This window comes from Alteromonas sp. NFXS44, from assembly GCF_040148705.1.
Lineage (GTDB): Bacteria > Pseudomonadota > Gammaproteobacteria > Enterobacterales > Alteromonadaceae > Alteromonas.
This window is the reverse complement of record NZ_JAGDEA010000005.1, coordinates 334,872-359,417: the sequence shown is the minus strand read 5'-3', so window position 1 is coordinate 359,417 and position 24,546 is coordinate 334,872. Positions and strand designations below refer to the sequence as shown.

General features: G+C 46.5%; 19 protein-coding genes, 1 other RNA gene and 2 riboswitches. Of the genes, 5 read left to right on the top strand and 15 right to left on the bottom strand.

What is annotated here, in order from left to right:
- Nucleotides 1-4 precede the first annotated feature (4 nt).
- Nucleotides 5-2,059, bottom strand: a complete 2,055-nt coding sequence (locus tag J3369_RS06850; protein ID WP_349585259.1) for a TonB-dependent receptor — start codon at nt 2,057-2,059, stop codon at nt 5-7.
- Between the two features lie 57 nt (nt 2,060-2,116).
- A riboswitch (TPP riboswitch) is annotated at nt 2,117-2,219 on the bottom strand.
- A gap of 123 nt (nt 2,220-2,342) precedes the next feature.
- Entirely contained in the window at nt 2,343-3,023 is a 681-nt protein-coding gene (locus J3369_RS06845) for a hypothetical protein (RefSeq protein ID WP_349585256.1), read from the bottom strand.
- 45 nt (nt 3,024-3,068) lie between these two features.
- Nucleotides 3,069-3,150: riboswitch (cyclic di-GMP riboswitch) on the bottom strand.
- 175 nt (nt 3,151-3,325) lie between these two features.
- Here J3369_RS06845 and J3369_RS06840 point away from each other — a divergent pair.
- Nucleotides 3,326-5,122 (top strand): helix-turn-helix domain-containing protein, encoded by a 1,797-nt coding sequence (locus J3369_RS06840; RefSeq protein WP_349585253.1) that lies wholly within the window; start codon nt 3,326-3,328, stop codon nt 5,120-5,122.
- Nucleotides 5,123-5,181: 59 nt separating this feature from the next.
- Here J3369_RS06840 and J3369_RS06835 read toward each other — a convergent pair whose 3' ends face one another.
- Nucleotides 5,182-5,601 carry an acyl-CoA thioesterase gene (locus J3369_RS06835; RefSeq protein WP_119500645.1) on the bottom strand — a complete coding sequence of 140 codons (420 nt, stop codon included), beginning with the start codon at nt 5,599-5,601 and terminating at the stop codon, nt 5,182-5,184.
- A gap of 45 nt (nt 5,602-5,646) precedes the next feature.
- Between J3369_RS06835 and J3369_RS06830 the strand changes: the two genes are divergently transcribed.
- On the top strand, nt 5,647-7,695 hold the full coding sequence (locus J3369_RS06830; RefSeq protein ID WP_349585249.1) for a tRNA(Met) cytidine acetyltransferase TmcA domain-containing protein: 2,049 nt from the start codon (nt 5,647-5,649) through the stop codon (nt 7,693-7,695).
- Nucleotides 7,696-7,787: 92 nt separating this feature from the next.
- Here the strand turns inward: J3369_RS06830 and J3369_RS06825 are convergent, their stop codons facing one another.
- From J3369_RS06825 to J3369_RS06800, 6 genes are read right to left on the bottom strand one after another with little or no spacing between them, the layout of a single operon-like run.
- Nucleotides 7,788-9,101 (bottom strand): tetratricopeptide repeat protein, encoded by a 1,314-nt coding sequence (locus tag J3369_RS06825; protein ID WP_349585246.1) that lies wholly within the window; start codon nt 9,099-9,101, stop codon nt 7,788-7,790.
- A gap of 2 nt (nt 9,102-9,103) precedes the next feature.
- On the bottom strand, nt 9,104-9,715 hold the full coding sequence (locus J3369_RS06820) for an energy transducer TonB (protein WP_119500643.1): 612 nt from the start codon (nt 9,713-9,715) through the stop codon (nt 9,104-9,106).
- 1 nt (nt 9,716) lies between these two features.
- Nucleotides 9,717-10,115 (bottom strand): ExbD/TolR family protein, encoded by a 399-nt coding sequence (locus J3369_RS06815; protein WP_119500642.1) that lies wholly within the window; start codon nt 10,113-10,115, stop codon nt 9,717-9,719.
- 11 nt (nt 10,116-10,126) lie between these two features.
- Nucleotides 10,127-10,651: a MotA/TolQ/ExbB proton channel family protein gene (locus J3369_RS06810; RefSeq protein WP_119500641.1), complete on the bottom strand. Its 525-nt coding sequence runs from the start codon at nt 10,649-10,651 to the stop codon at nt 10,127-10,129.
- Nucleotide 10,652: 1 nt separating this feature from the next.
- Entirely contained in the window at nt 10,653-12,011 is a 1,359-nt protein-coding gene (locus J3369_RS06805) for a MotA/TolQ/ExbB proton channel family protein (protein ID WP_349585241.1), read from the bottom strand.
- Between the two features lie 6 nt (nt 12,012-12,017).
- The gene (locus J3369_RS06800) at nt 12,018-12,782 is read right to left on the bottom strand and encodes a DUF3450 domain-containing protein (RefSeq protein ID WP_303575328.1); all 765 of its coding nucleotides are present in this window, start codon (nt 12,780-12,782) and stop codon (nt 12,018-12,020) included.
- Nucleotides 12,783-13,456: 674 nt separating this feature from the next.
- Here J3369_RS06800 and J3369_RS06795 point away from each other — a divergent pair.
- On the top strand, nt 13,457-15,097 hold the full coding sequence (locus J3369_RS06795; protein WP_349585237.1) for a tetratricopeptide repeat-containing sulfotransferase family protein: 1,641 nt from the start codon (nt 13,457-13,459) through the stop codon (nt 15,095-15,097).
- Here the strand turns inward: J3369_RS06795 and J3369_RS06790 are convergent.
- The 3 genes from J3369_RS06790 to J3369_RS06780 all read right to left on the bottom strand — a co-directional run bounded on the left by J3369_RS06790 (nt 15,094) and on the right by J3369_RS06780 (nt 21,359).
- Nucleotides 15,094-16,827 carry a putative 2OG-Fe(II) oxygenase gene (locus J3369_RS06790; RefSeq protein WP_349585234.1) on the bottom strand — a complete coding sequence of 578 codons (1,734 nt, stop codon included), beginning with the start codon at nt 16,825-16,827 and terminating at the stop codon, nt 15,094-15,096. The genes J3369_RS06795 and J3369_RS06790 overlap by 4 nt on opposite strands.
- 184 nt (nt 16,828-17,011) lie before the next feature.
- Complete coding sequence (locus J3369_RS06785) at nt 17,012-19,846, bottom strand: TonB-dependent receptor domain-containing protein (RefSeq protein ID WP_349585231.1); 2,835 nt, start codon at nt 19,844-19,846, stop codon at nt 17,012-17,014.
- A gap of 424 nt (nt 19,847-20,270) precedes the next feature.
- Nucleotides 20,271-21,359 (bottom strand): tryptophan 2,3-dioxygenase family protein, encoded by a 1,089-nt coding sequence (locus J3369_RS06780; RefSeq protein ID WP_349585228.1) that lies wholly within the window; start codon nt 21,357-21,359, stop codon nt 20,271-20,273.
- A gap of 241 nt (nt 21,360-21,600) precedes the next feature.
- Between J3369_RS06780 and J3369_RS06775 the strand changes: the two genes are divergently transcribed.
- A complete protein-coding gene (locus J3369_RS06775; RefSeq protein WP_119500635.1) occupies nt 21,601-21,879 on the top strand; it encodes a late competence development ComFB family protein in 279 nt (92 codons plus the stop codon).
- A gap of 14 nt (nt 21,880-21,893) precedes the next feature.
- On the opposite strand, the gene ffs is transcribed toward J3369_RS06775, so the two are convergent.
- Together ffs and J3369_RS06765 are read right to left on the bottom strand one after the other, a co-directional pair.
- An RNA gene (gene ffs / locus J3369_RS06770) (signal recognition particle sRNA small type) lies at nt 21,894-21,990 on the bottom strand.
- Between the two features lie 95 nt (nt 21,991-22,085).
- Nucleotides 22,086-23,141 carry a Glu/Leu/Phe/Val dehydrogenase dimerization domain-containing protein gene (locus J3369_RS06765; RefSeq protein WP_303575333.1) on the bottom strand — a complete coding sequence of 352 codons (1,056 nt, stop codon included), beginning with the start codon at nt 23,139-23,141 and terminating at the stop codon, nt 22,086-22,088.
- A 196-nt stretch (nt 23,142-23,337) separates the two neighbouring features.
- Between J3369_RS06765 and J3369_RS06760 the strand changes: the two genes are divergently transcribed.
- Complete coding sequence (locus J3369_RS06760) at nt 23,338-23,805, top strand: Lrp/AsnC family transcriptional regulator (RefSeq protein WP_119500633.1); 468 nt, start codon at nt 23,338-23,340, stop codon at nt 23,803-23,805.
- 72 nt (nt 23,806-23,877) lie between these two features.
- Here J3369_RS06760 and maiA read toward each other — a convergent pair whose 3' ends face one another.
- Entirely contained in the window at nt 23,878-24,534 is a 657-nt protein-coding gene (gene maiA / locus J3369_RS06755) for a maleylacetoacetate isomerase (RefSeq protein ID WP_303575334.1), read from the bottom strand.
- Between the last annotated feature and the right edge of the window lie 12 nt (nt 24,535-24,546).

The following is a 24,546-nucleotide window of genomic DNA, read 5'->3' as shown; positions in this document are numbered from 1 at the left end:
TTCCTTAAAATTGAAAACGGGCTGTGACGCCGAACTGTCTGCCGTCACCTAACTGATAATAAGGTTCAGCAAACTCATAGTAATCACGGGGATCGTTACTGAATCCACCGAAACCGCGGGTGTACCAGGTTTTATCAAACACGTTCTTCACCCACAGTGTGGTGCGCAACATGCCTTTTACCCAGGTGATATCTGTGTTGTACAACGTTGTGGCAGGTGCTGTTTCATCATGGCCATCAGAGAAGCGGTATTCGTCTTTAAAGTCCATATCAGCGCGCCATACCAGAGAATCAGTCAGCCACAACTCACTGAACAGGTTCGCTGTATATTCAGGTGCCTGAGCCTGACGCTGCTTACTGACATATTCACCGTCGGCAGTCTCGTAACCTTCAAAGGTGGCACTGAGGTAACCCGCGCTGGCCTGCACTGTCCAGGATGACGTTGCCTGCCAGGAAAGCTCCAGTTCTGCCCCTTTATTTGTGCCCACATCGGCATTCGCTGTAATGTCGATAAAGGCGGCAGAACCATCTTCACGTTCCTGAACATCAAAATCGCTGATTTGGGTATCTTCCCTTTCCATAAAGAACAGTGCTGCGCGGGCTGTCAACTCAGGAACAAACAGTTTGCCTTTGTAGCCTGCTTCATAGTTCCGGTTGTATTCCGCATCAAAGAAACGGCGCTCCCGGCTGACCTGTTCATCATAGTTAATGCCGGCACCTTTGTAACCTCTGGATACGCTGGCATACAGGTAGTCCCCTCCCATATCCCAGGTCAGTGCCAGTTTGCCGCCGGTCATGGTCGTGTCATCGTCGTACACCACCTGCGCATTATCAGCATAATCATAGGCGTAATTTTCAACACGCAGCGCGGACGTCAGCAATAAAGACGGAGTCAGCTGAGTATCAAGCTGACCGTAAACCGCTGTTGTCTGCGGTTCGAAAGTACTGATAAAGTCACCGTCAGCATAGGTATACTGACGCAGTAAATCCTGTTCACTCTGATTGATGCGGCCGCCGATAACCCAAGTCGTGGTGTCATTGAAGATTTTTTTATCTTCTGCAGAAGTAAAACGCACCTCGGCAGATTGTTGGGAAACATCCCGGTAATACGCATCAAAGGATGTATAGCCCCAGGGGTGAAAACCGGTGTAGGTCCAGTCTTCGTCGTAGCCGTAAGCGATATCATGACCGGCCATAGTCGCAATGATTTCCAGCAAGCCACCGGCGGTCTCATGATTGATATGTACACTGACCGCTTTGGTTTCCTGCTCATCAAACCCGGGTTCATCCGACAACGTATGGCGGTTGTTATCCAGTGAGAAAGCATCGTAACCGTTATTGATATCGTACCAGCGGAAATCCATCGCAACGGATGTTTTGTCAGTCACATCCCACAGTGTTCCCAGCCTTACTGCGTTCTCATGAATACCGTTGGTATCGTCAGCACCCAAAAAGTCATTTTCAATAAAACCGTCACTGCTGTTGTGCACAAACGCTGCACGCCAGGCCAGAGAATCAGACGCTTGTCCGCCATGGGCACCCTCAGCGCGGAAGAAAGATTTATTTCCCACAGACAATTCAAAATGACTGTTACTCTCTTCAGAAGGGGCATTGCTGACAATCTTAACCGCACCGGCCAGAGCACCGGTTCCGAATACTGTCGCCTGTGGTCCGCGGTAAACTTCTACCTGCTGTGTATCAAAAAGCACACCGGCTGCAGCAAGACCGGAGAAATCAAAATCGTCGACCAGGAAACTGACTGAAGGATTAATCGGTTCAGCAAACTGGCTGCGCTCACCAATACCCCGAATCTGAATAAAACGTCCGCGGGATGCTCCGGCCGCAAAATTCACATTCGGCGCAATACTTAATACATTGTCGATATAGGTAGCCTGACGGCTGTCCAGGCGGTTGCCTGATAACACAGAAGCGCTGGCACTGAGTTGATCGAGAGTCGCTGTGCGGAAATCACCGCTGACGGTAATACGTTCGATGTCTGCTGTGTCATCAGCAAAAGCAGGCAGTGCAAGTAGTGCGAGAAGAATTGCGTTTTTTTTCATTAGGATCTCTTTAATCATCAAAAAGATCCGGCTTTACGGCAGGTATTGAGGTTTTCAGATTGCTTTTATCACCATCCCTACGCCGGTATTATCCGGATCAGGTTTAAGGGTTCCCATGGAATGGATCTCAGCCGTAAAGACGGCACCCCTTGGCCTAATGCTTATTGCGGAGTCCGCAAATTAAGCGAGGGCAGTCTAACAACTTCAGTGACTTAGTCAAGTTGCCGGCTGCCCGGAAAAAGCAATAAAAAAGCCCGCGATGTGACGTGGCGGGCAATGAAGGTCAGGCGACCTTCTGATTCTGGCGTCTTGTGCGCCATCCCATAAACCCTATTCCCAGAAGAATCAATGACATGGCGGTTGGCTCACTGACTTCTGTAATAGAGGCATTCCGGAAGCGAACCTTCATATCTCCACAACCACTGGCTGCATCACAATCGTTAATGAATACGATGTCGGTAATAAGTCCTGACATGTAATCATCCAGAGTAATAGAGAAGGTCTCCCAGGCTGGTTCGCTGGTATAAGTAAAGTCATCCAGACCGAAATTCTGTGTGCCACCCAGAGCGAACGTGCGACTGGCATCGTTATTCTGTTCACCGGCAGAGAAGTCTGCCAGCCAGATCCCGCCAATTTCAGAATAAGGATTTGCATTAGTATTGTTGTTGCCCGGTGTCATACGAAATTCAAATGACAACAAAATATCTGAAGCAGAATTGTCTAAGTCCAGGCTCTGGATCCCGAAAGCATCATCCAGGTTTAGTGTGAACCAGCTGTTTTCGCGCAGGTTCAGTACACTGCCATTGTTTGTCCAGGTTCCGTAGTTAGACGTGCCGCTTTGTTGATGTGCAGCCAAAGTCTGGGCAGCGAAGTCGATATCGTAGCTGCTGATAATGTTGGCGTTAGCCGTAAATGCCGCACAGAATCCGGTTAGCAGGGCTGCAGTTTTGATGCTAAATTTCATTTATGTTCCTTGAGCAGTGTGTGCCTGAAAATAGTTAAACAACTTCACTGCAACCCGGCTGTCTTATGGCGGTATAAGACCCGTGGCTTTCCGTCCCTGCCTCACGACAGGTTTGGCGAATCTACTCTGTGAAAGTGACGTTTCCACCAATGAGTCGACGGTTGTTATGATAGGGAGAGCCCCGCAAGTAAAACAGGACACTTCTGAACGAAATACGGTACAAATTTGTACCAACACAAAATTCACCCTTTTTCTGTCAAGGCACAGGTAATTCTTATATCCTTGACTGAAGGGATCCGGTATTGGGAGCAAACGTGCAGTATCACGGTTTTTTCTGGTCGGCAGTCATCCGCGCTTTATTGAGTCTGAGAAGGGATAACGGACTTGATAACGAATATGACACAACGATGCTCGAAAGCGTCACACAAATAGAAAATGAGAAAATGGACGATGACGGACTGGCGTCTATTCTTCACTCTCTTTGTCCTGCCAGGGAATATGAGACAATTGGCCGCTCCCTGATTGGCTATTTTGATTTCAACAAAATGAGTAATCTGGTGGTGTATCTCACGGCCAGTAAGCATATTGATGACGCACTCCATGTACTGGGGAAACACTACCACCATATTCTGGGCAACAGTGCAGCATTGACCGTAAAAACTGACGGAAATGAAACCTGTCTCCGGTTTCAGCCATCATCACATCCTGTTCTTACCGAATTCCGCTGTTATTTCCTCCTCGCTTTGTGCCGTCACCTGGCCGGCAGAAAATTCGACTTCACCACGGTCACCTTACCGCCATCAGGCGAACAACCGGTCAGCTTATTAAGGCCGGTCAGCAGCGGTGATATCAGACATGAGGGAGTTGTTGTAAGCCTTGTTTTCGATAATAAGTGGTGTACACAGGCATCATTTTACTATTCTCAGTCGATTAAAAAAATGCTGGCGGGAAACCTCGACACCAGCAATGATTTGCCGTTAAAGCAGCAGGTTAAAGAAGCATTTCTCAAAGCCCCGAGCCCGGCAAGGATCCGTTCGGAATGGGTAGCAACGCAACTCGGTCAGACGGAGTCCGCGTTTCGTCGCCAGCTAAGGCAAGAGTCCATTTCCTTCAGCGCATTACTCAAAGAGTACATTCATGACCAGTCATGTCACCGGTTACTCAGTGGCGAAAAAACGGAAGACACCGCCGCCCACCTTGGCTTCTCTGACCGCCGTTCCTTTGAGCGCAGTTTTAAAGAACATGCAGGGATCAGTGCAGGACAGCTACGCCAGCTTGGCAACCGCCTGCGTTTTCAAAAAGGTAACGGTAATCTCATTAATTTGGTGGAGAACCTGCCTCCCCTGCCCAATTCAATTCAGACTCTGCTGAATATGGACTGCGAAACAATGACGCTGGCGGATGTGGTCTCACTGATTGAAAAAGATCCGATTTTTCAGGCCCACGTTATGAGCAAGGCCAGCAGAGCGGTTTATGGCTCTGTACCCAAAAATCTTGAACAGGCAATCGGCCGGAATCTCGGGCTCGGCAATATCCGCAATCTTGCCGTAATTTTCGCAGCGCAGCAGTTGCTAACCTCTCAATGCCGGTTTGATAAAGTTAACCTGCTCACCGATGCGATGCTGCTGAGCCTGACTATCTTTCAGCGCCTGTTCGGTTTTAACCGCTTAAACGAGGACCAAACTGAGCAGGTCAAACAGCTTTTACTGTTTGGCACGTTATCCCTGTTTCTAATTTTTCACGACGAATGTCTGTTTTCCGACGGCGCAGTCACTCACTGGGACAAAAGTGCTTCATTTGACGTTTTCCTTAACCGTATCAATGATGAATACGGCGTTTGCCTGTATGGTGCCACATCGTTAATGTTACTGAGATGGGGTTTTAACAGTGCAGTGAATCAGCAATTGTGGAAACTGTGCAGCAACGACGAAAATGGAAATTCTGACAGCCTGACGGGTCAGATCACATTGTGTCATACCATTGCATTTAATCTGCTGAATGCACAGGAAACACCTGAATACAGTCAGGATACGCTGACTAAGGTGCAAAGTGAGATGCTGGAAGAGATCGTGACGAGCTGGCGGGTTTCAGCGGCCTGAGATCAATGATCAGTGCCGCTTACCCGCATCAGAACTTGTTAGCAGGCGGCTTTAACCGTTTATTCTGCATTCAGATTCAGGCTGCGGATTTCAGCCTCTGTTTGTGCTTTCAGTATCTCCATCGTCTTACCATGGGGCGTCGGAGTACGGGAATCCGGATCGAGAGTTACAAAAACAATATCATCAGCGAGACATATGGTTTTCTTGGTCGCTTTGTTTCTCACCAGACATGTTACTGTAATCGACGTACGTCCAACCGATTTAGTTTCCAGACCAAACTCAACGATATCGCCCTGTAACGCAGGGGATTCAAACGTAATTTCACCAATGTGCTTAGTGACCAGACAATTTGTTTCCAGCTGACAAATAGCGAAAATTGCCGCTTCCTCATCAATCCATTCCATCGCCCGGCCACCAAATAAAGCATTGGCGTAATTAAGATCATTGGGCATGACAAGCCGGCGGGATAAAAAGCGCATTCGAATTCCTCGTAAACAATAGATAAAATAGCGGCTGGATTATACGTGAAACGATATCAAATGGCTCAGACAACTGTGACTGACTGGCTTACAGCACCCTTGTTTTGTAATACCAGCGATTATCACCGGCAAAGACTAGTGATCCATGGCGATAAGCATCACCATGCCACCACAGTTGAAGATATACTCTCATCACTGCCTGAAGATATTTCTGTTTGCATTGCCGGCGAACTTAACGCCAGGCTTGCTGATATAGCAAAGACCAGGATAGCGAAGACCACGCCACTCAATTTGTACCGGCAGTGTTTAGGCAGTGAGTATGACATTGTCATCATCGACTTCTCTGAGCAGTTCAGGCCATCTGTGCTGACGGCTCTGGCCGGTACAGTAAAAGTATCCGGAACACTAATACTTCTGACACCGCCATCAGATAGCTGGCACACTCATCCGTCGGTTACCCGCCCATACTTTTTAAGCTACGGACAAACGCTGAATAAGAGTGTGTATATCGATAAGATTCTGCGACCTTTAACAGACACTCCGGAGACGGGCATGATCAGCCGGGACAGCGTGTACTTGCCCTCCCCTCAGGCTGTGGCAGTTTCCCGCATATCCGAGTCTGACAGACTAACCGCTACCCAGCAGAAGGTGTTTAATAAGATCACGCAGGATGACTGCAGCACTTACAAGTGTGTTTGTATTGAGGCAGCCAGAGGCAGAGGAAAGTCTTTTTTATCCGGGAAAATTATCGCCCACTTTCTGAAACTGGGGTTAAATGTAGCTGTTACAGCGTATTCGCAAGCCTCTGTCTCAGGATTACTCACGTCCTCGGAATGCGAAAGCGGAAACAGAGCGCAGTGGATGGCTACGGACAACCCGCTGTTGTCTGAAGATACTATAGACGTTCTCGTCATAGACGAAGCAGCAGCGCTGCCACTGCCGCTGCTACAGCGTTTATTATCAACACCTGCGTTTGTTATTTTAAGCTCTACCACAGACGGTTACGAAGGCAGTGGACAAGGATTCAGAACCAAGTTTCTCCAGCCTCATAAAATTCCGGTGAGAATGCTGTCAGAGCCTGTACGCTGGCGCGGTGGCGACCAACTGGAAGCTCTGGTATCGAACCTGACATTCAGACAACCACTGTGCCGTGAAGAACCGGGCGACCCGCGGGAATCTGTTTCACCGGAGCACCGTGTCCTGACGGCAAAAGACATGGAACCGTCAACACTCCGCCAGGTACTGGAAATGCTTACGGCTGCCCATTACCAGAGTAGTCCCGATGACATGTTAAGACTGACAGACTCTCCTCAAAACAACTTTCACCTGCTAATTGTGAAGGGCAAGATTATTGCTGCCGCAGTAGTAGAGCATGAAGGCGGCATTGCGCCGGAAGCCCTCACTGAGCATATTGCAGAAGGAAAACGTCGTGTAAAAGGCCATCTGACGGCGCAGAGTCTGGCTTTGATGAGCACTGATGCAAATTTTGCATCCATGACAATCAGGCGGATTAATCGCATTGCGGTAAATCATGACTGGCAGTCAAAAGGTCTCGGGTCAAAATTACTCACGCAAATTGTTTTCACCTGCCAGACTGAAGGTGCTGATTTGATCACCTCATCTTTTGGCGCTGATGACAAGTTACTGAGATTCTGGACAACTAATGGTTATACCATTGTAAAACGGGGCAATAAACCGGACAAAGCATCAGGATTGCCTAGTGCACTGGTCGTCAATCCGGTCTCTCAAAGGGCAGTAGAAGCCATTGACCAGCTGTTGGCACTGGAAGTAAACGGTGAGCTCCCCCCGCTGCTGATAAAGCGCCATTTATTAAGGGTTCGCCAGTTCGTTGAAGGCAGCCGGAGTATCGATCATCTTTATTCCTCGCTGAATTATTTAACCCAACTGGCTGATAAAGCCCATTCCTACTCTGATGTTGAATTAGCTGCAATACTTCGCAGGTTATCTGCAGGGGACTCTTTAAAACAGTTAGCGAACCGCACGGGCTTGCAAGGTAAGAAAGAAATGATTAATGAGCTCAGACACCGGTGTGAACAACTTCTGTCTTCAGGGCATGACGGAGGTCCGTTATAAATCAGCTTGTGAGCCGGATATAAAAGATAAAATCAGAAGTACTGAAAACAAAAAACCCTGCTGTCGCAGGGTTTTTTAATTCTAATTAAGCATTAAATCTTAATACCGCGGTTTTTTGCCTTATCTTTGATATAAGGTTCCCACGCCATCGCATTTCTGCGTAAAGACTTATCTTTCTTAGCAATCTGAATGTGATCGTAAGCTGCTTTGTAGTTACCGATATAGAAGTTCGCTTCCATTAATGAGAAGTGAATCTTAGCGGGATCTTCAGCACCACGTTCCAGAGCATTGTTAAGAGCTTTGATAGCACCTTTATAATCTTCAGCTACGAGTAACAAAGTACCCTGCTTTCGATAATATTCAGGATCGCTATCTGCTTCTGCAGCTTTGCCGTAATAACTGGCTGCATCTTTATAGTCCTTCGCCTGGTGATAAGAGTTAGCGATGTTTGCATACATCTCCGCATCTTTCTTCAGCAGGCCGCTCTTAACATACTTAGACAGCAGTTCAGCAGACTTATGTGGATCACCCGCGTTTGCATACAGGGAAGCAAGCTGTTTAATTTGGCTGTCTTTCTCAAGATAACCCGCCGTGTAAGCGATATCCAGAGTTTGTACAGCTTTATCAAAACGTTCAACCATCATATAGAAGCTGCCCAGTTGAACCCAGTAAGTCGGATTCTCAGGGAACATGTTAACAAGCACTTCAGCAACACTTACTGTTTCAGGATACTTTTTGTCTTCAAAGAAAGCAGAAAGTTTCAACAGATAAGGGTTCTTGTCTGGCTTGCCAGCTTCAGAATTCAGTTTGATAGCTTTGTCAGCAGTTGCTGCAACCTGGCTAAACTTCTTCTGCTCATACAATGCTTGTGCTTTACGTGTGTAAACCTGAGCATCTTCTTTACAGGTAAAGTCCATCCACTTGTCATAGTACTTAACAGCTTCATCGAACTTTTGTTCCTGCATGCTTAAGTCACCAAGTAACTTCAGCGTGCCTGCGTGCTCCAGGTCATTCAGTACTTTAGTTTGTACTGCTGACTGAAGGTAACCGAATGCTTCTGCACCCTTACCTTCCTGAGACGCAATCAGGTTACCCAGGAAGCGGTTTACGTATGCCTTATCGAAGTCGTCACTTGGATCCACTTCTTTAAGGATATCGATAGCTTCCTGAACACGGTCTTCATTGTAGGCTTCAAAAGCAGCCTGAACTTTCTTACCGGTACGCTCGCCGACAAGAGTAGTTTTACCCTTGACATGGCCAGGACACAGCACAGGGCCAGAAGGTTTAGCCGCTGCAGGTTTAGCCGCTGGTGCGGATTCCTGCGCTGCGGCCATTGGCGCTGCAATCGCAGCACCAATACCCATGACCAAAGCAACGGCGGACATTTTAAATGTACGTAGTTTCATGATCATTGCTCCAGTTTAAAGTCCAGTTGAACGAACATGCCTTCTTGCTTAACCGCTTTACCGTCAACAATTTTTGGCTTGTACTTCCACTTGCTCAGCGCGCGACGCGCTTCACGGTCGAATATACGCTTGGGATCTGCATCGATAACACTGATGTCATCAACACCACCCTGTTCATTAATAGTGAACTGCAGTTTTACCCAACCTTCACGACCATCACGGGCAGCATCAGGTGGGTACTTAGGATCGATACGTACGATTGGTGTAGCATCACCATCGCGTTGCATCGCACCAACACCGCCAATATCTACACCAACACCACCGGTATCAACTGACGGAATTGCCAGACTGAAACCATCTGTGTTTGGTTCAGCAGCTTCCGGTTCAACAGGTTGAACTTTAGGTGGCTGCTGAGGTGGCGGCGGAGGCGGAGGTGGCTTACGCGTACGCGTTTGCGTCTCATCGTCCGGCTCCTGCATCACGATATCAATAACTGGTGCTTCCGGTACCTCGTCTGCAGGTCTGGCAGAGTTCTCAATGAGCTTTGCCATAACAACAAACAGACCAAAGGCAACTAACGCACCTAATAATATAGAAACGATTATCCTTACCATCTTAACCCCTTGCCGCTACCGATATACGGTCAATGCCTGCGGCTTTAACCTGGTCCATAACCTTGACTACGATACCATGCTTGGCTTTGACATCAGCCTGGATAAATACATAATCCGTTGGCTGCTCTGTAAGTAATCGCTCTAAATTAGCCCTTACGGTGTCCACAGCGACTTCACGTTTATCTAGCCATACAGTTCCATCTTCTGTTACAGCGATGAAAATGTTGGCATTCTTGTGAAGAAACGCTTGGCTCGCCTCAGGCTTGTTAACTTCAATGCCTGCTTCTTTAACGAAAACAGTAGTAACGATGAAGAAGATAAGCATGATGAACACGATGTCGAGCATCGGCGTCATATCAATTGCTGCATCTTCCTCTTCGGTTCTGACTTTTCGAGCCATAATCGTTCTCTCTAGTGATGTGGCAGGCTATCAACTAAGCCTTCTTTTGCCATCTTCGCTTTAGCTTCGAGACGAGAACTAATGAATAGTCCGGACAATGCCGCAACCATACCCGCCATTGTCGGGATTGTTGCCATTGAGATACCAGATGCCATCAAACGTGCATTACTGGTTCCCTGCGTTGCCATAGTCTCAAATACTGTAATCATACCGGTAACTGTACCCAGCAGACCGATTAGTGGACACATTGCCACTAACGTGCGAATGATTAGCATCCTGGCGTCCAGATCATCTGACGCCTGAGAAATCCATGCGTCACGGATTCTATGCGCATACCAAGAGGTAGTATCACTACGAGCATCCCATTTGGCGATGATGTCTTTCTTCACCTTTGGAAACACTGAAGTCATATACCAGTAGCGCTCAATCATAAGTACCCACATGAGAAAGAGCGCGAGGGCGACGAAATAAAGTACGTCACCACCGGTAGCGATAAAATCCCTGACAGATTCCCATAATCCAATCAGGTAAATCATATTACGCCTTCTCCGACTCTGAGTGAGCAGCGATGATACCCGCTGTTTGCTCGTCCAGGATGTGAACGATAGACTTGCTGCGTGAAGCTACAATGCTGTGAGTAAGGATCAGAGGCAGAGCCGCGATAATACCCTGAGCAGTAGTTACAAGTGCCATCGAGATACTACCTGCCATCATACGAGGGTCACCAGTACCGAACAATGTAATCGTCTGGAACGTCGCGATCATACCAAGTACTGTACCTAACAGACCCAGCAGAGGAGCGATCGCAGCGAAAATCTTGATTACGTTGATACCGCTTTCGATAGTCGGTAATTCTTTCAGAATTGCTTCGTCCAGTTTCAGTTCAAGGCTTTCTGCATCAACAGTTTTGTTTTCTTTGTAAACTGTCAGGATACGACCCAGAGGGTTGCTGGTAGAAGGATTGCCAGGGTTTTTCTGTTGCGATTTAATTTTCGCACCAACTGCACCCAGCTGAATCATCTTGAATACGCCGATTAACAGACCGATAACCAACATACCTGTGATTACATAACCTACAACACCACCTGCATGGTAGCGCTCAGACATTGTCGCTTTTTGCTTCAACAGACCAAGGATTGCACCTTGAGAAGGGTCGGCGTTGAAAGCTACAAGGCCAGAAGTAGCGTTAACCAGGTCTTTTGCAGACGCAACCAGGTAACCGTCAGGTTGACGACCCAGAGGCTGAACAACTTCATTTTCTGAATCGTAAGTCAGGTAGCCTTGTTCACCGATCAGGTTGAATGCACCTACACGTACAACTTCCTGCTCAGAAGAACCACCTTCAAGGCTAACAACTTCAGTGTTGAAACGAACAACTTCGCCAGACTGAGTCATTTCAGTTTGCAGAGCAAACCACAGGTCTTCCAGTTCACTGATGTTTGGCAGACCTTTAGATTCTTCTGACATTTCTGCCAGGAAATCATCACGGCCAGGATACTGTGCACTTACGATAGACGTAGAGATACGTCCGAATGCTTCAGAAGAAGCCTGACGAACAACACCGAACATTTCGCCCAGTGTACCAGTTGCCTGGTCCAGCTCAGCAGCTTTGTCGTTCAACGTAGTTTCGTTGTCAGAGAATTGTTGTGCTAAACGGTCACCACGATTCTGCTCTGCAGTCAGGTCAGATTGGGCTTTTTTCAGCAATGCTTGCTTGTCAGCACGTGCAGATTGGAACTCTGCTTCACGCTGTTGGTTAATGCGAGATTCAGAGACACGGTTTTGCTTAACCTGCTCCAGTAGATCCTGCAGGCTCACTGCTTCTTGTGCCTGCGCACCGGAAGCTACCACTGCTAATGTTGCAGCGGCTACAAGAGATTTGAATACTGGTTTCATTAACGCTTACTCCGCTGCTTTGATTGGTAACTTGATCAGATCAGGTGGAATAGTTCCCTGAGCCATTTTTACTGCATTAACAGTAGAGGCCAGGTATTCGTCACCTAATTTTTCCCATGCACGGGCATCGTTGTTCCATACCCAGGCGTGAGACTGGTCAAGAGACAGAGCCAGCAGTGCAGTACGACCCAAGTTGAAGAAATCAACAGTCTGTTCTGCGCCATCAGCTTCGATAGTCCCCTGGTAAGAAGACATCTTCGTACCGTACTCAACTTCTACCAGATAGGCTTCGATTACCTGACGGAACTGCTCAGAAACCGTTACGTTAGAGTTAGCCATTACATCACGAAGACGTTGAACACGCTCACGACGCTCTTCCAGGTGGATAGGCGTATCCAGCTCGATGAATTTTTCAAGGCTATCGATCATGCGGAACATAAGAGGAACGATGCCCTGCTTAGTTGCTTCGATGCTGTCGATTTGACGTTGCAAAGAATCGATACCACGTTGCTGGTCAGCAACCAGGCTAGCGATGTAGTCATTATAGATCTTCAGGTTTTCTGTTTGATCTACAACTTGACGGTATTCAACAAGTAGTTCTTGAGACTGTTCGAACAGCGTGTTGATTTTTTCTTGAGATTTCGCTGCAGCAGCCTGAATCTTCGCGTCTTCTTTTTGAAGATCGGATAGCTCCACTGCAGAGACAGCTGCACTACCAGTTAGTGCGAAAGCACCGATCACAGTAGAAGCAATAAGAGTTCTCTTGCTCATCTTGGACATAGTTCCCAACCAAATTTCTTATTTGAATCCTCGCGCGATACATAAAAATATGTTCGAGCCAGGGGCGTAAAAACTTTATCAATGTTTTTAAGGAAGGTAGTGATTGTCGTAAAACGCCAACACTACGAACTCTAATACTCACACGGATTAATAGAATGAGTCAAGTAACACAGTCTTAACACCGCATTTTAAAATGACTGAACGATTACTGAATAACCAATTTTGCAATGGTCTTACCAGAATAACTTGTGAAAACCGGCATATTTTGCCCTCCTTTATAGATAAAAAGGCGTAAAATTGCGATAAATGTTGTCGGATATCGTTTTTTCCTTAATGCAGCATCCCCGATCAAAATACCCGTGTTTAAAGCGTTTCAGGATTTGACGTTAATAAAACGTTACTCAGTTATTGTAACTTTGCTCTGTTTTCTTACTTTTCTGGAGAAAGAGGCCGTTTAGAGCAGTTTTTTTGTTTTAACTCCGGCATTTTTTCTTGAGTGTTACAAATAAGCTACAAGCAAACTTCGGTTATTCATGGCCAATTATCAACCACTCACCGCACGTAAATAGCAGTTTTACCAATTCGGATTCCCGTGGAAAAATGTTACCCTTCTTAATGCATTTACCCGCATTCCCTGAAAGTGCGCTTCACCAAAAGAGAACCCGATGAATATAGCTGTACTTCTTTCCAGTTTCCGCCAATTACTTGATAAGCAACAATTTGATGAAGCAAGGCGTATGGTAGACGAGGAGCACTCTCTGACAGAACGTGAAAGGATTTCCTTTTATTTTGAACTGGCAAAAGTACAACCTTGCTCCGTTTTCTCTATACGATTCTATGAACAACAATCAGAGCGTGAAAGTGACAATCCTCTGTGGAGTGAAAAACTGGCTGAAACCTATGCTTCCAATAACGAGTTTTTTAAGGCCGTTGAAGTCCTGGAAACTTTCAATCAACGCCATCCCGATAACCACAATATTCTGTTTAATATTGCCTGGTATGCAGAAGGCTGCGGGGATTACGGGAAAGCCATTCGCTTCTACAAACTGTGTCTCGAAAAACATATTGAACAACCGGAAGAAGTGCATCTTAAGCTCGCGGTTATCTACACAGATCATTATCTTGATAAACTAACGGCGCTTAAACATTACCGTGAGGCACTGTCTTTGTCCCCCGGTTACAAAGCGGGGTTGTTTGACTACGGTGGATTTTTACAGAAAACCGGAGACTATACTGCGGCAAAACGCACGTTTGAGTCCTTGCTTTCATCTCAGGAATATAAAAAGCGTGCCCTTGCCAGATTAGTTGAATTTCTGGGCGATCATCAGTCTGCGGATATTGCCCGGCTTGCCAATCAGGTATCTTCCCATTTTGTGTTTCCGGGCGCATTTAAGGATAACGATGATGTTGATCTTGTTTATGCGGTTGCCCGCTGGTTTGACAGCAGAAATGATTTCAACACAGCATCCCGGTTAATAGTACAGGCCAACAATGCCGACCTGGCTCAGTCAAATTTGAATATTCAGTCGATAAAAGAATGTCACCGGCAACGGTTGTCCGGCATACAAGGCTGGCACAAAACCTGTTACAAGATCCCGCAAAACCCTGTCTCAGAACCAGATGATGTATCGCCTGTGTTTATTTGCGGCCCTTTCAGGAGTGGCTCAACACTCCTCGAAAAACAACTGTCAACTCACCCTCTTCTCTGTTCAGGTGGAGAGATTGATCATTTCTTCAAATTCGCGCCTCTGTTATGCGGAGGATTTCCACCTGCTGCTGAAATAACATCAGAATCTATTGACCGGATCAGGCAAACCTACCTTAAGCGGCTCGATGCTTTACGGACAACCGGTGATGTTATGGTGCTTGATAAACGACCGGACAATATTGAAAAAATCGGATTTATTAAAGCCCTCTTTCCCCGCGCGAGGTTTATTTGTACCGGGCGCAATCATAAGGACATTGCAACATCCCTATTGTTTAACCGTTTTGGTCCGGCAATGTCTTATTCATTGACGACAGAAACTGCGCTGGACTACCTCGAGCGTCAACAAATATTACTGTCTTACTGGCAAACACACTATGAAGAGGACATATTAACTGTGTCTTACGAAGACCTGGTCGCAAATCAGGCGGACACCGTTGATACCGTGCTCAGATGGCTTGGTCTTGACCCCGCTGCCCGCAACAGCGGGTCAGATGATAACGGGATTATTACCACAGCTTCTATGGAACAGGTCCGTCAGCCCCTTCATAACCGGTCCGTCGGACGCTGGAAACATTACAGCGAACTATTCGGCAACTAACCGTAAACCGGCTCTATATCAAAAATCACGGTTAACCGTGAAGCCCCCTGCTCTGCTTCCTCCACCTTAAACGGATTAGTGCCGTGCCAGAAATACGCCGGAAACAACATCAGATTGCCCGGCACCGGCGGGTACGAGGCATCAGGCGCAACATCCGGCACAATGTCTGAGACACCGAATTTGATCCAGCCCGCTTTTTGTTCCATAGCATGGCTGTCTAATAATGACGATGGCACATCGACATACAGACAGCCTGAAAGCCAGCCTACCGGGTGGACATGGTTGGTATGAAAGCCCTCACCCCGTAATCTTACTGACCAGCTTCCCGAACAACAAAAGCCGGAGCCTTTTCGTTTTAAAAACGGATGATTGGGATCATTTGGCAAGGTTTTGAGATACTGGTCAACAGCCCTTTCAAGAACCTGCCTGAGGTTGAGGACGAGAGGATCAGTTAACGAGAACAAATTGCCGGTTGTTTGTGACCCGCCATTAACACTCTGATCCAGAGGGTCTTGTTGATTGCTGTGTAACTGTTTGAGAAACCCGGTGAGTTGATGCCAGGCATCCTCTGATTGCACAAGCTGTTCGAAATCGTCTTTAACCTGTATGCACTTCACGAATTCATGCTGATTAACCAGCCAGTTGCGGTGTTGTGTTTTATCTTGCTGCCAGCAAACACTGAGATACCCCAATACTTCCTGATCAAATGGCGCGATATTGGCTGCCTTCATCAAAAACGACTCTGCAGCGGGAAAATCCCCTCTTCGCATGAGATAAAAAGACTTATCAATAAAGAGTCGCTTGTCAGGGCCGCTGCCATTGATACAAATGTCCAGTAATTGTTCAGCCTCAGCATATTTTTCCAGCCGGCAAGCAACCACAGATTTCAAATATGTCAGCCGGAGTTGCGAGGGATAGCGCTGGCTCAGAGAGGCCAGATATTTACCGGCTTCACTGAATGATTTAATGGTAATGAGTATTTCTGCTTTAAGAAAAGCCAGCGGTAGTAACTGCACACTACTCTGATTAAGACGTGCGATATGCTCATCCAGTACCTCAAAAATATTCCCGACAGGATTTATGGTGCGTAATGTCTCTGCCAGCATCTTGTGCAAGGCAATACTTTGAGGATGACATTTCAATCCCTGATGCAGAACGTCTTTTGCTTTAGCGCTCTGTTGTTGATGGAGGTAACCGTGTGCGAGCTCCAGAAAGTAATGCTCTGAAGTCCCTGATTTTGCTTGTAACGCTTCGAAAGAGGGGGACGGGTGATTAGCCAGGCGATGATAGAAAGCACTGGTAATCAAAAACTGTTCATCATGTTGAAATTTAACTGTAGCAGTTCTCAGATGCTTCAAAAGGTGCTCAGCCATGCCGGCTTCATGAAGCAACTGGCAATACAGTAATGCCAGGTTCAGAGACATGACCGCGAGATTATACTGCTGATACTGATTGATAGCTGTGTGTGTTTTTTTTAGCTTTTTCAGAACAAAAAGAAAGTTATAGATCTCATTACATTTAATGAGCGCCGGGACCCCGATTGTAAGGTAGCTTTTCTCTGCGTCAGCATACCTGTGGGTGTATAAACATATTCTGGCGCGAAACAATGTTGTATCAGTTGATGGCCCGAATGCCCGCTCGAGTTCATTTATAGCATGAAGTGCTTTGTCGTAGTGCTGCTGCTGCATCAGCAGCTGAATTTCCTTCAGACCGCGATTGAGTGTTTCCACGTAACTACCTGCTTATATTTATTATTTTATTTTCCGGATTCTTCAACCTCTCTATTTTTGTAACAGTGGGACACACAAATCAAGTACTTTAAGCAAGTCAATTGCGACCAATAACACTTTTTTAACGATATAAAAACAAAAAAGCCCCGACTAGGTCGGGGCTTTTACAAAGATAAACTTTATCTTAGTAGCGAACAGTTACGCTAGCGTGCAGGAAACGACCCAGTGTGTCGTAGAAACCAGCAACTGCGTTACCGTTAGAAGACAAGCTACCACCAACCAGAGGCGGCTCTTTATCCAGAACGTTGTTCACACCAATCAGTACGCCAACGTGGTCATTCACATCAAAAGTACCTTTCAGGTCAAGGTAGCTTTGTGCAGAAATGCCATCTGCAAGCAGTGTATCGGTAGTACCGCTGTAGTTAACTTCACCGTAGTAACGCCATTTAGCCTGTAAAGACCAGAAGTCACCAGTGGTGTAGCTAACTGTCAGAGTGTGACGCCACTCAGGCTGAGCAAAACAGTCAGTGCTGATCTCGCCAGAACAGTCATACGCTTCAGTTACGCCAGGAATTGTATCGTATTCCTTGGTCAGGAAGTATGTACCGATTAAGCGGGTAGTGATTGTGCCTTCACCCACTTCCAGCTCATAGTTCGCATCTAAGTCGATACCTTCCCAGGTACGGCCGGCAAGGTTAATGTTAGTTGCAGAAACATAGCCTTCAGTACCTAACCACAGAGAGCCTGAACCTGAACGCACTACGTTATCACAGAAAGTAGCGCTGCCAGTCAGAGCACACTGACGAACTGTCAGCTCAGAACCAACTGTACCGATAACGTCTTCCATTTCGATTAACCAGTAATCAACAGAGAAGTTCAGGTTTTCGATTGGGTTAGCAACCACACCTAAGCCGTAAGTATCAGCAACTTCAGGGTCAAGGTTAGGGTTACCGCCAGTGTAATCGTTATACTGGCTCGCAGGGCTTGCAACAACGTTACCGTACTGCGCAGCTGTAACACCAGTCAGAGCACACTGTGCTTCGCTGTATTCAGGCGTTGCACCGGCACATGGATCAACACCAGACCACAGACCCAGCTCCTGAGGAGTAAACAGGTTTGCAACGTTAGGTGCACGAACCGCACGGTTATAGTTAGCACGGATCATCCAGTCATCGTTGACCTGGAATTCACCGGCGATTTTGTACGTATCAGTACCGCCTGAAGTGCTGTAGTCAGAGTAACGGTAACCCAGGTCTAAAGTCAGTGACTCAAGAACAGGTACGCTTAATTCTGTGAACAGCTCTTTAACGCTGTAAGAACCGTAGATGCTAGGCGTAGGACCGCCCTGACCAGCCAGTGCGCCGGTTGCGAATACGGTGTCAGAAGTACGTGAGAACTCTTCTTTACGGTACTCAGCACCGAATACAGCCGCGATTGGCGCATCAGCAGTAGGCAGTGTGTAGTCGAACTCACCGCTAACGTAACCGTTCACGATAGTTTCAGCAGTTTCACCGTTCAGGATTGCAGTACCGGTTAAGGTGCTTGCAGCTTCTGAAGTGATGCCCTGATAAGTGAATACTTCGTAAGGGATACAATCGCCATCACAGTCCGGAGACAGTGCTGCAGCGATGTTTTCCAGGTAGAAGTCATTGATGTAGGCAGCAGAAGAACCGGTAGTACCGTACTGTGCAGAAACATCATATTCCCACATGTCGTTGATTGCACCACGAGTACCCACAACCATTCTTAAAGAGTTGTGCTCGAGGTTAGAAGAACGTGGACCACCTTCAGTGTTACGCTTACCGATGTAAGTCGCAAACTGATCACCACTGGTTAAGCCCAGCTCAGATGTCAGGAAAGCGCGCTGTGAATCGTTAATTAACTCACTGTCGTAGTCGATAAGGTAAGTTTCTGCGAAGAAAGTACCGGATTCAGCGATCTGCGCACGCGTTACGTCGCGCATGAACATGGTTTCCATGTACGGATTAAAGTGCTCATTAACTTCATAGTTAACGAAAGCACCAATGCTGTAACGCTCATCCGGACGCATGAAGTGGTTGATAGGCGCGTAGTTATAAGCATTGCCAACAGAATCAATGAAGTCACTGTTAGTGTCCAGCGTGTAATAGCCTGAGTTATCCCAGTCAAACGCACCGTCAGCTACGCCACCAATGTAGAAGTTAGGTACTTCAGCGTTACCTGAACCACCACAAGAAGTACCATCTGCACTCAGAGCACATGAAGAGTAATCACGGGCTTCCTGACGTAATTCATTATCACGACGGTAAGTTGCGTAAGCAACTGCGTGGCCTTTACCACCATCGAAACTACCACCGATTGCCAGATCGTAGTTAAAAGACGTACCGTCAATACCAGAGCTTCCTGTAGGGTATTCGAAGCCGCGTTCGTCCATCAGACCCTGGATGTATTCATTAGAGTTATCGTGCTGGTAACCTTGTGCACCGGCAGTGAATTCGAAACCTTCGAAATCAGTATCCATTACAAAGTTAACAACACCCGCTACCGCGTCAGCACCGTAAGTGGTTGATGCACCACCGGTCAGTACTTCAACACGCTTAACCAGACCAGCAGGGATTTGGTTAATGTCAGCAGACTGAGAATAAACACCGCCCGGCTGCAGACGACGACCGTTTACCAATACCAGAGTACGGCTTGGACCAAGACCACGAAGGTCAACAGATGCAGTACCTGAGGCGCCGTTAGCCTGGAAAGCTGTTTGACCAGCTTCGATTTGAGGCAGGCTGTTCAGAAGGTCTTCAACACGGGTAAAACCAGACAGTTTAATTTCAACGTCTGATGTAATTTGCACCGGGCTGGAAGATTCGATGTCTGTACGACGAATACGAGAACCAGTTACCTGGATTTTCTCAACTTTTTCACCATCTGCCGCGGCTTCCTCTTGCGCGAATGCGCCATTGCTGGTCATTGAGGCAGCAGTTACTGCACCGAAGGCACAAGCAAGCTTTACTGACTTCGCCAGTCTTGTATTTTCAAACATGTATTGTCTCCCTGGACCACTAAAGTAATTAGTGTGTGTGTTATTAAATCGTTTTTTCACGACTTATTATTAAAAGGTATAACACCTCAGCGATGATAATAACCACATACTTATCAGACGGTCAACTTACTTTGCGGGGGTCAGTTCCAAAAGTTCAAATTTTTTTTGAATTTTTACATTATTAGGAAATCAATCATCTTTAAGGACAATAAAGCCGCACTTAATGAGATAAAAACACTAAAAAATACAACTACGTAAAACACTCATCCTTATAAAAGCAAAATTTGGAAATATTCTTCATTACAGCGCTAAACATAAGTCACGATCAAGTAACATTTTGATAACTTAATACGACATATTTGATCATACCGTAAATTTATCTATACAAAAAATGAAGCAAGTGCGCAGGTAATACGAATCAATGCTATTCGCTTAAATAAAAGCCACAGTACTTACGGATATTTTCCGGCAATGGAGGGAGTGAAGCCTTAGGTAATAAGAAAGATGCCATGTTAAAAAAATCAGTAAAAATGCGATTCGACTCTGTAGTCCGCTTGAGATAATGGTGTCCGGACGAACCTCCGGTTCCTATTTTGCTGCCAATCATACGCTGAACCATCATTGCATGGCGGTATCGCCATATAGTCAGCTTCTCATCAATTTCCGTTAATGCGGTAATCACCTGAAACGGAAGATTAAATATAGGCTCCTGAGAATATTGCTTGATGAACAAGGCTGCCAGCATACCGTCATGGCTGAGTCTGAATGTCCCCTTCTCTCTTAGCGCATTATATTTTTGATTATCGAACAGCGCGGCGAAATTATCTCTTGTTGTTTGCCAGTCATGTAATTCCTGACGCCGTGATGCTTCATCGGGTGCTGTCGATTCGATAGTGGCTTTGTCTTGAAGTAACAGCGCTTCTGCAGTTTCCTGATAATGCTGCCAGAAGGTGAATTCATCTTTTTTGAGAAGCGGTAGCCTGCTTAGCCAGCGGTCAATCAGTTCAAACAGACTGTCCTTTGACTCCAGCGCTTCAAGCAACGCACGATCCTGATCTGTCAGACGGTTATAAAAGCTCTGTTTATCGAAGTCGATTCTGAACTCTCTCTTTAATCCAAGAGATATTTCCAATCGTTTGAACTGAATACTCTGAAAACCCGAAGCAGGCACGAGGTAATCACGGAAAGACATGAAATCCTGTGGCGTCATGGTCTCCATTACTGAGATCTGATCATTCATCAGTTGCTGAATTTGAATTATACGGTGCAGGCGATGAACCACTTCGATAAGTTGTTCGTCTTTTACCTTGTCCTGAGAGAAGGTATCGATGACCGCATTCAATTCATGCAGTACCTGTTTAAACCACAGTTCATAGACCTGATGCACAATGATGAATAACATTTCATCGTGGGCCGCAGCACCATACTTTTCACTTTGCAGGCTTTGTGCGCCTAAAATTTTATCCAGTTGCAGATAATCGCCGTAATAAACCGGCATGGTATTCCTTTTCATATTCCTGCCTTATTGGTAAGGAGAGTTCGACTGTCGTGAATATCAAACTGATTGCCGCACCACTAAACATGCTGATGTGGCGGATAATTCTCGACATTTAGACGAAACAAACTATAAACAGTAGAGGGAACTGTGCGCCAGACTCAGGGCATTTTTGTGCTGGCAGAACAGGTTTACACCCTGTTAAGGTAAGCATGGCAACATGGGTAAGTTTAGTAATTACCGGTAAAAAGGAAAAATTATGAAGTTAGATGATGATATCCATAACTATTATGAGCACCTTGTTTTGCAGCGGCTTAGCGAACTGGAGCTTGATAAAACTAAATCATCAGACTATCTGGCAGATATTTGCTGCCTTGCGCTGAATCAGGTACCGCCACGGTATATCCGCTTCGAAGTTGATATGGCGTTTTATCTTCCTCAGAGTGAAAGACAACAAATGGAAATGAATGTGGAACACGCCGTGGACAAGGCAATAAAATATCTGGACCAGGCAAAATCGAAACGAACAGATGAATGAGGAGATTGGGTGGCGGGCCCCAGCCACATCCCGGCACATGAGTCGTCTGCTGCGGCTGCTCCCTTCCGGGCCTGACCGGGTTCACAGAGTATCATTGCGAGAGGACCAGGGCCCACCATTGAACTTTGCGTGCTCCTGAAAACGGATACTATGCCGTGACGGCTGTCCTCAGGAGCGGCGCATTATGACGATTTGAAGACGAAGTTTCAAGCCTTGTGATTAAATCGTTCTTCAGCGATAACATTTGCCACAATATTGGTGGCTTTTTCATCAGAATCAGCACGTTGATAGATTTCTTTCAGCGTCAGGCCAATCTGCTCAATATGCTCACGCATAGCTTCACTGGATGACTCCATGCGCTGGTGATAAATATCAATCACACCACCGGCATTAATCACATAGTCAGGTGCATAAACAATACCCTTCTGGCGCAGAACTTCCCCCATAGATTCTCTGGCAAGCTGATTGTTCGCAGCACCGGCAATCACCTTGGCCTTTATTTCAGGCACCGTTTCATCATTAATGGATGCGCCAAGCGCACAGGGTGCAATCACATCCACGTCCAGTCCGTATAGTTCTTCCGGCTTCACCGCCGTCGCACCTAATTCAGAGACTGCACGTTCTATGCCTTCCGGAAAAATATCGGTGACGAACAATTCAGCGCCGTGGGCATGAAGATGTTGCGCCAGACGGTAACCCACGTGACCAACACCCTGAATGGCCACCCGCACCCCTTTCAGATCTGTTTTCAGCGCGTGTTCGACTGTTGCTTTCAAGCCGGTGAAGACACCATAGGCTGTTGAAGGAGCAGGATTGCCGTCAGGCTGCTCATTATTGTAATGATACTTAGCACTTACACCGGTGATGTATTCCGACTGTGTTGCCATGGTTTTCAAATCAGTCACTGCAATGCCGGAATCTTCAGCAGTGAAATACTTGCCGCCCAGAGAATCTACAAATCTTCCCATAGCCAGCATCATTTCTTCAGACTTGTGCTTACGGGGATCGCCGATCATCACTGACTTCCCGCCCCCTAGCTTCAGATTGGCCATGGCAGACTTGTAGGTCATACCTTTTGAAAGCCTGAGAACATCTGTCAGCGCTTCATGACTGTTGATATACGGCCACATTCTGCAACCGCCTAATGCCGGACCGAGATTCGTATTATGCACTGCAATAATCGCTTTTAAGCCCGAAGCTTCATCGTGGAAAAATGCCACATGTTCGTGACTGTCAAACTCTGGATGTTCAAAAACTGACATGGATTTTCTTCTTCTGATCGTGACTGATAACCCGGCTATCTTATCCGAACATCACGAGGACAGATTTTGCATTAATTTCAAGCTATGTTTACAAGAGGAAATATGGTTATTCACAAGAACTATAGACTAGGATATATATCCTAGTATTATGTGAGTGTTATAATAATTATCATACACCTGACGAGATGCCTGATTAATGAAATTAGATAAATTTGACCGCGAAATTCTTCGCGTGCTTCAACAGGATGCCACTGTCTCCATGGCCGACTTGAGTCAAAAGGTCGGATTGTCACATACGCCGTGCTGGCGCCGTGTTAAACGCATGGAATCAGAAGGAATTATTCTTCGCAAAGTGACGCTGCTGAACAGCAAAAAGCTGAATCTCGGCGTATCGGTTTTCATTTTCGTGACATTGAAAAACCACGACGGAGATTCACTCACCGATTTCGAAGCGGCGGTACAGTCTATTGACGAAATCGTAGAATGTCATACCACCAGCGGAGAGAAGGATTATCTTCTTAAAGTGGTTGTTGAAAGCATTGAAGAGTATGAATATCTTTTGAAAACCAAGCTGACTCATCTGCCACTGGTCGATCACTTAAGCTCCACTTTTGCATTGAAGCAGGTGAAAAACACCACAGAGTTACCAATAAAAAGTCAGTAAGCGGTTATCAGAAACGAAAAAGCCCGTTTATACATGGCAGTATCAACGGGCTTTTTGTTTCTTATGTCATGGTTATTCAGGACAGTCCGGCTGATTTTCCGGTCTCGCTTTTTCAAACGCATCCAGCGCCAGACAGTTATCAACAATTTTGGAAATGAGCGGAAACGGTGTCATGTCCAGTTTAAACCGCTTAGCAATGTATACCTGTGGCACCAGACAAACGTCAGCCATGGTGACATTAAAATCAAAGCAGTACTTTCCGGCTTGTGTTTGCAAACGACGTTCAATCGCCTGAAACCCTTTTTCTGACCACTTGCGCACCCATGCGGCAATGTCTTCATCTTCCGCATTGAAATCATCCCGCAATGCATTCAGCACCCGTAAGTTTCCTAACGGCTGCATCTCCATAGCAATATCATGGGCCAGTCCGCGAACCCGTGCTCTTTCAAGCGCGTGCTCGGGGATCAGACGGCAAGTATCAGGGTACTTTTCATCCAGATATTCGATGATGCTGAGAGACTGATTGAGTACGAAATCTTCGTCGTCATCCACCAGTGCAGGTACCAGTTGCGCCGGATTCAGACGCTTAAACACCTCATGAGTTTGTTCACCGCCTTCTTTCACCAGGTGAACCGGTACATATTCGTAATCCAACCCCTTCAGGTTCATTGCAATGCGCACCCGGTAGGTTGCCGAAGAACGCCAGTAACCATAAAGTTTCAGACTCATGTTTCGCCCTTT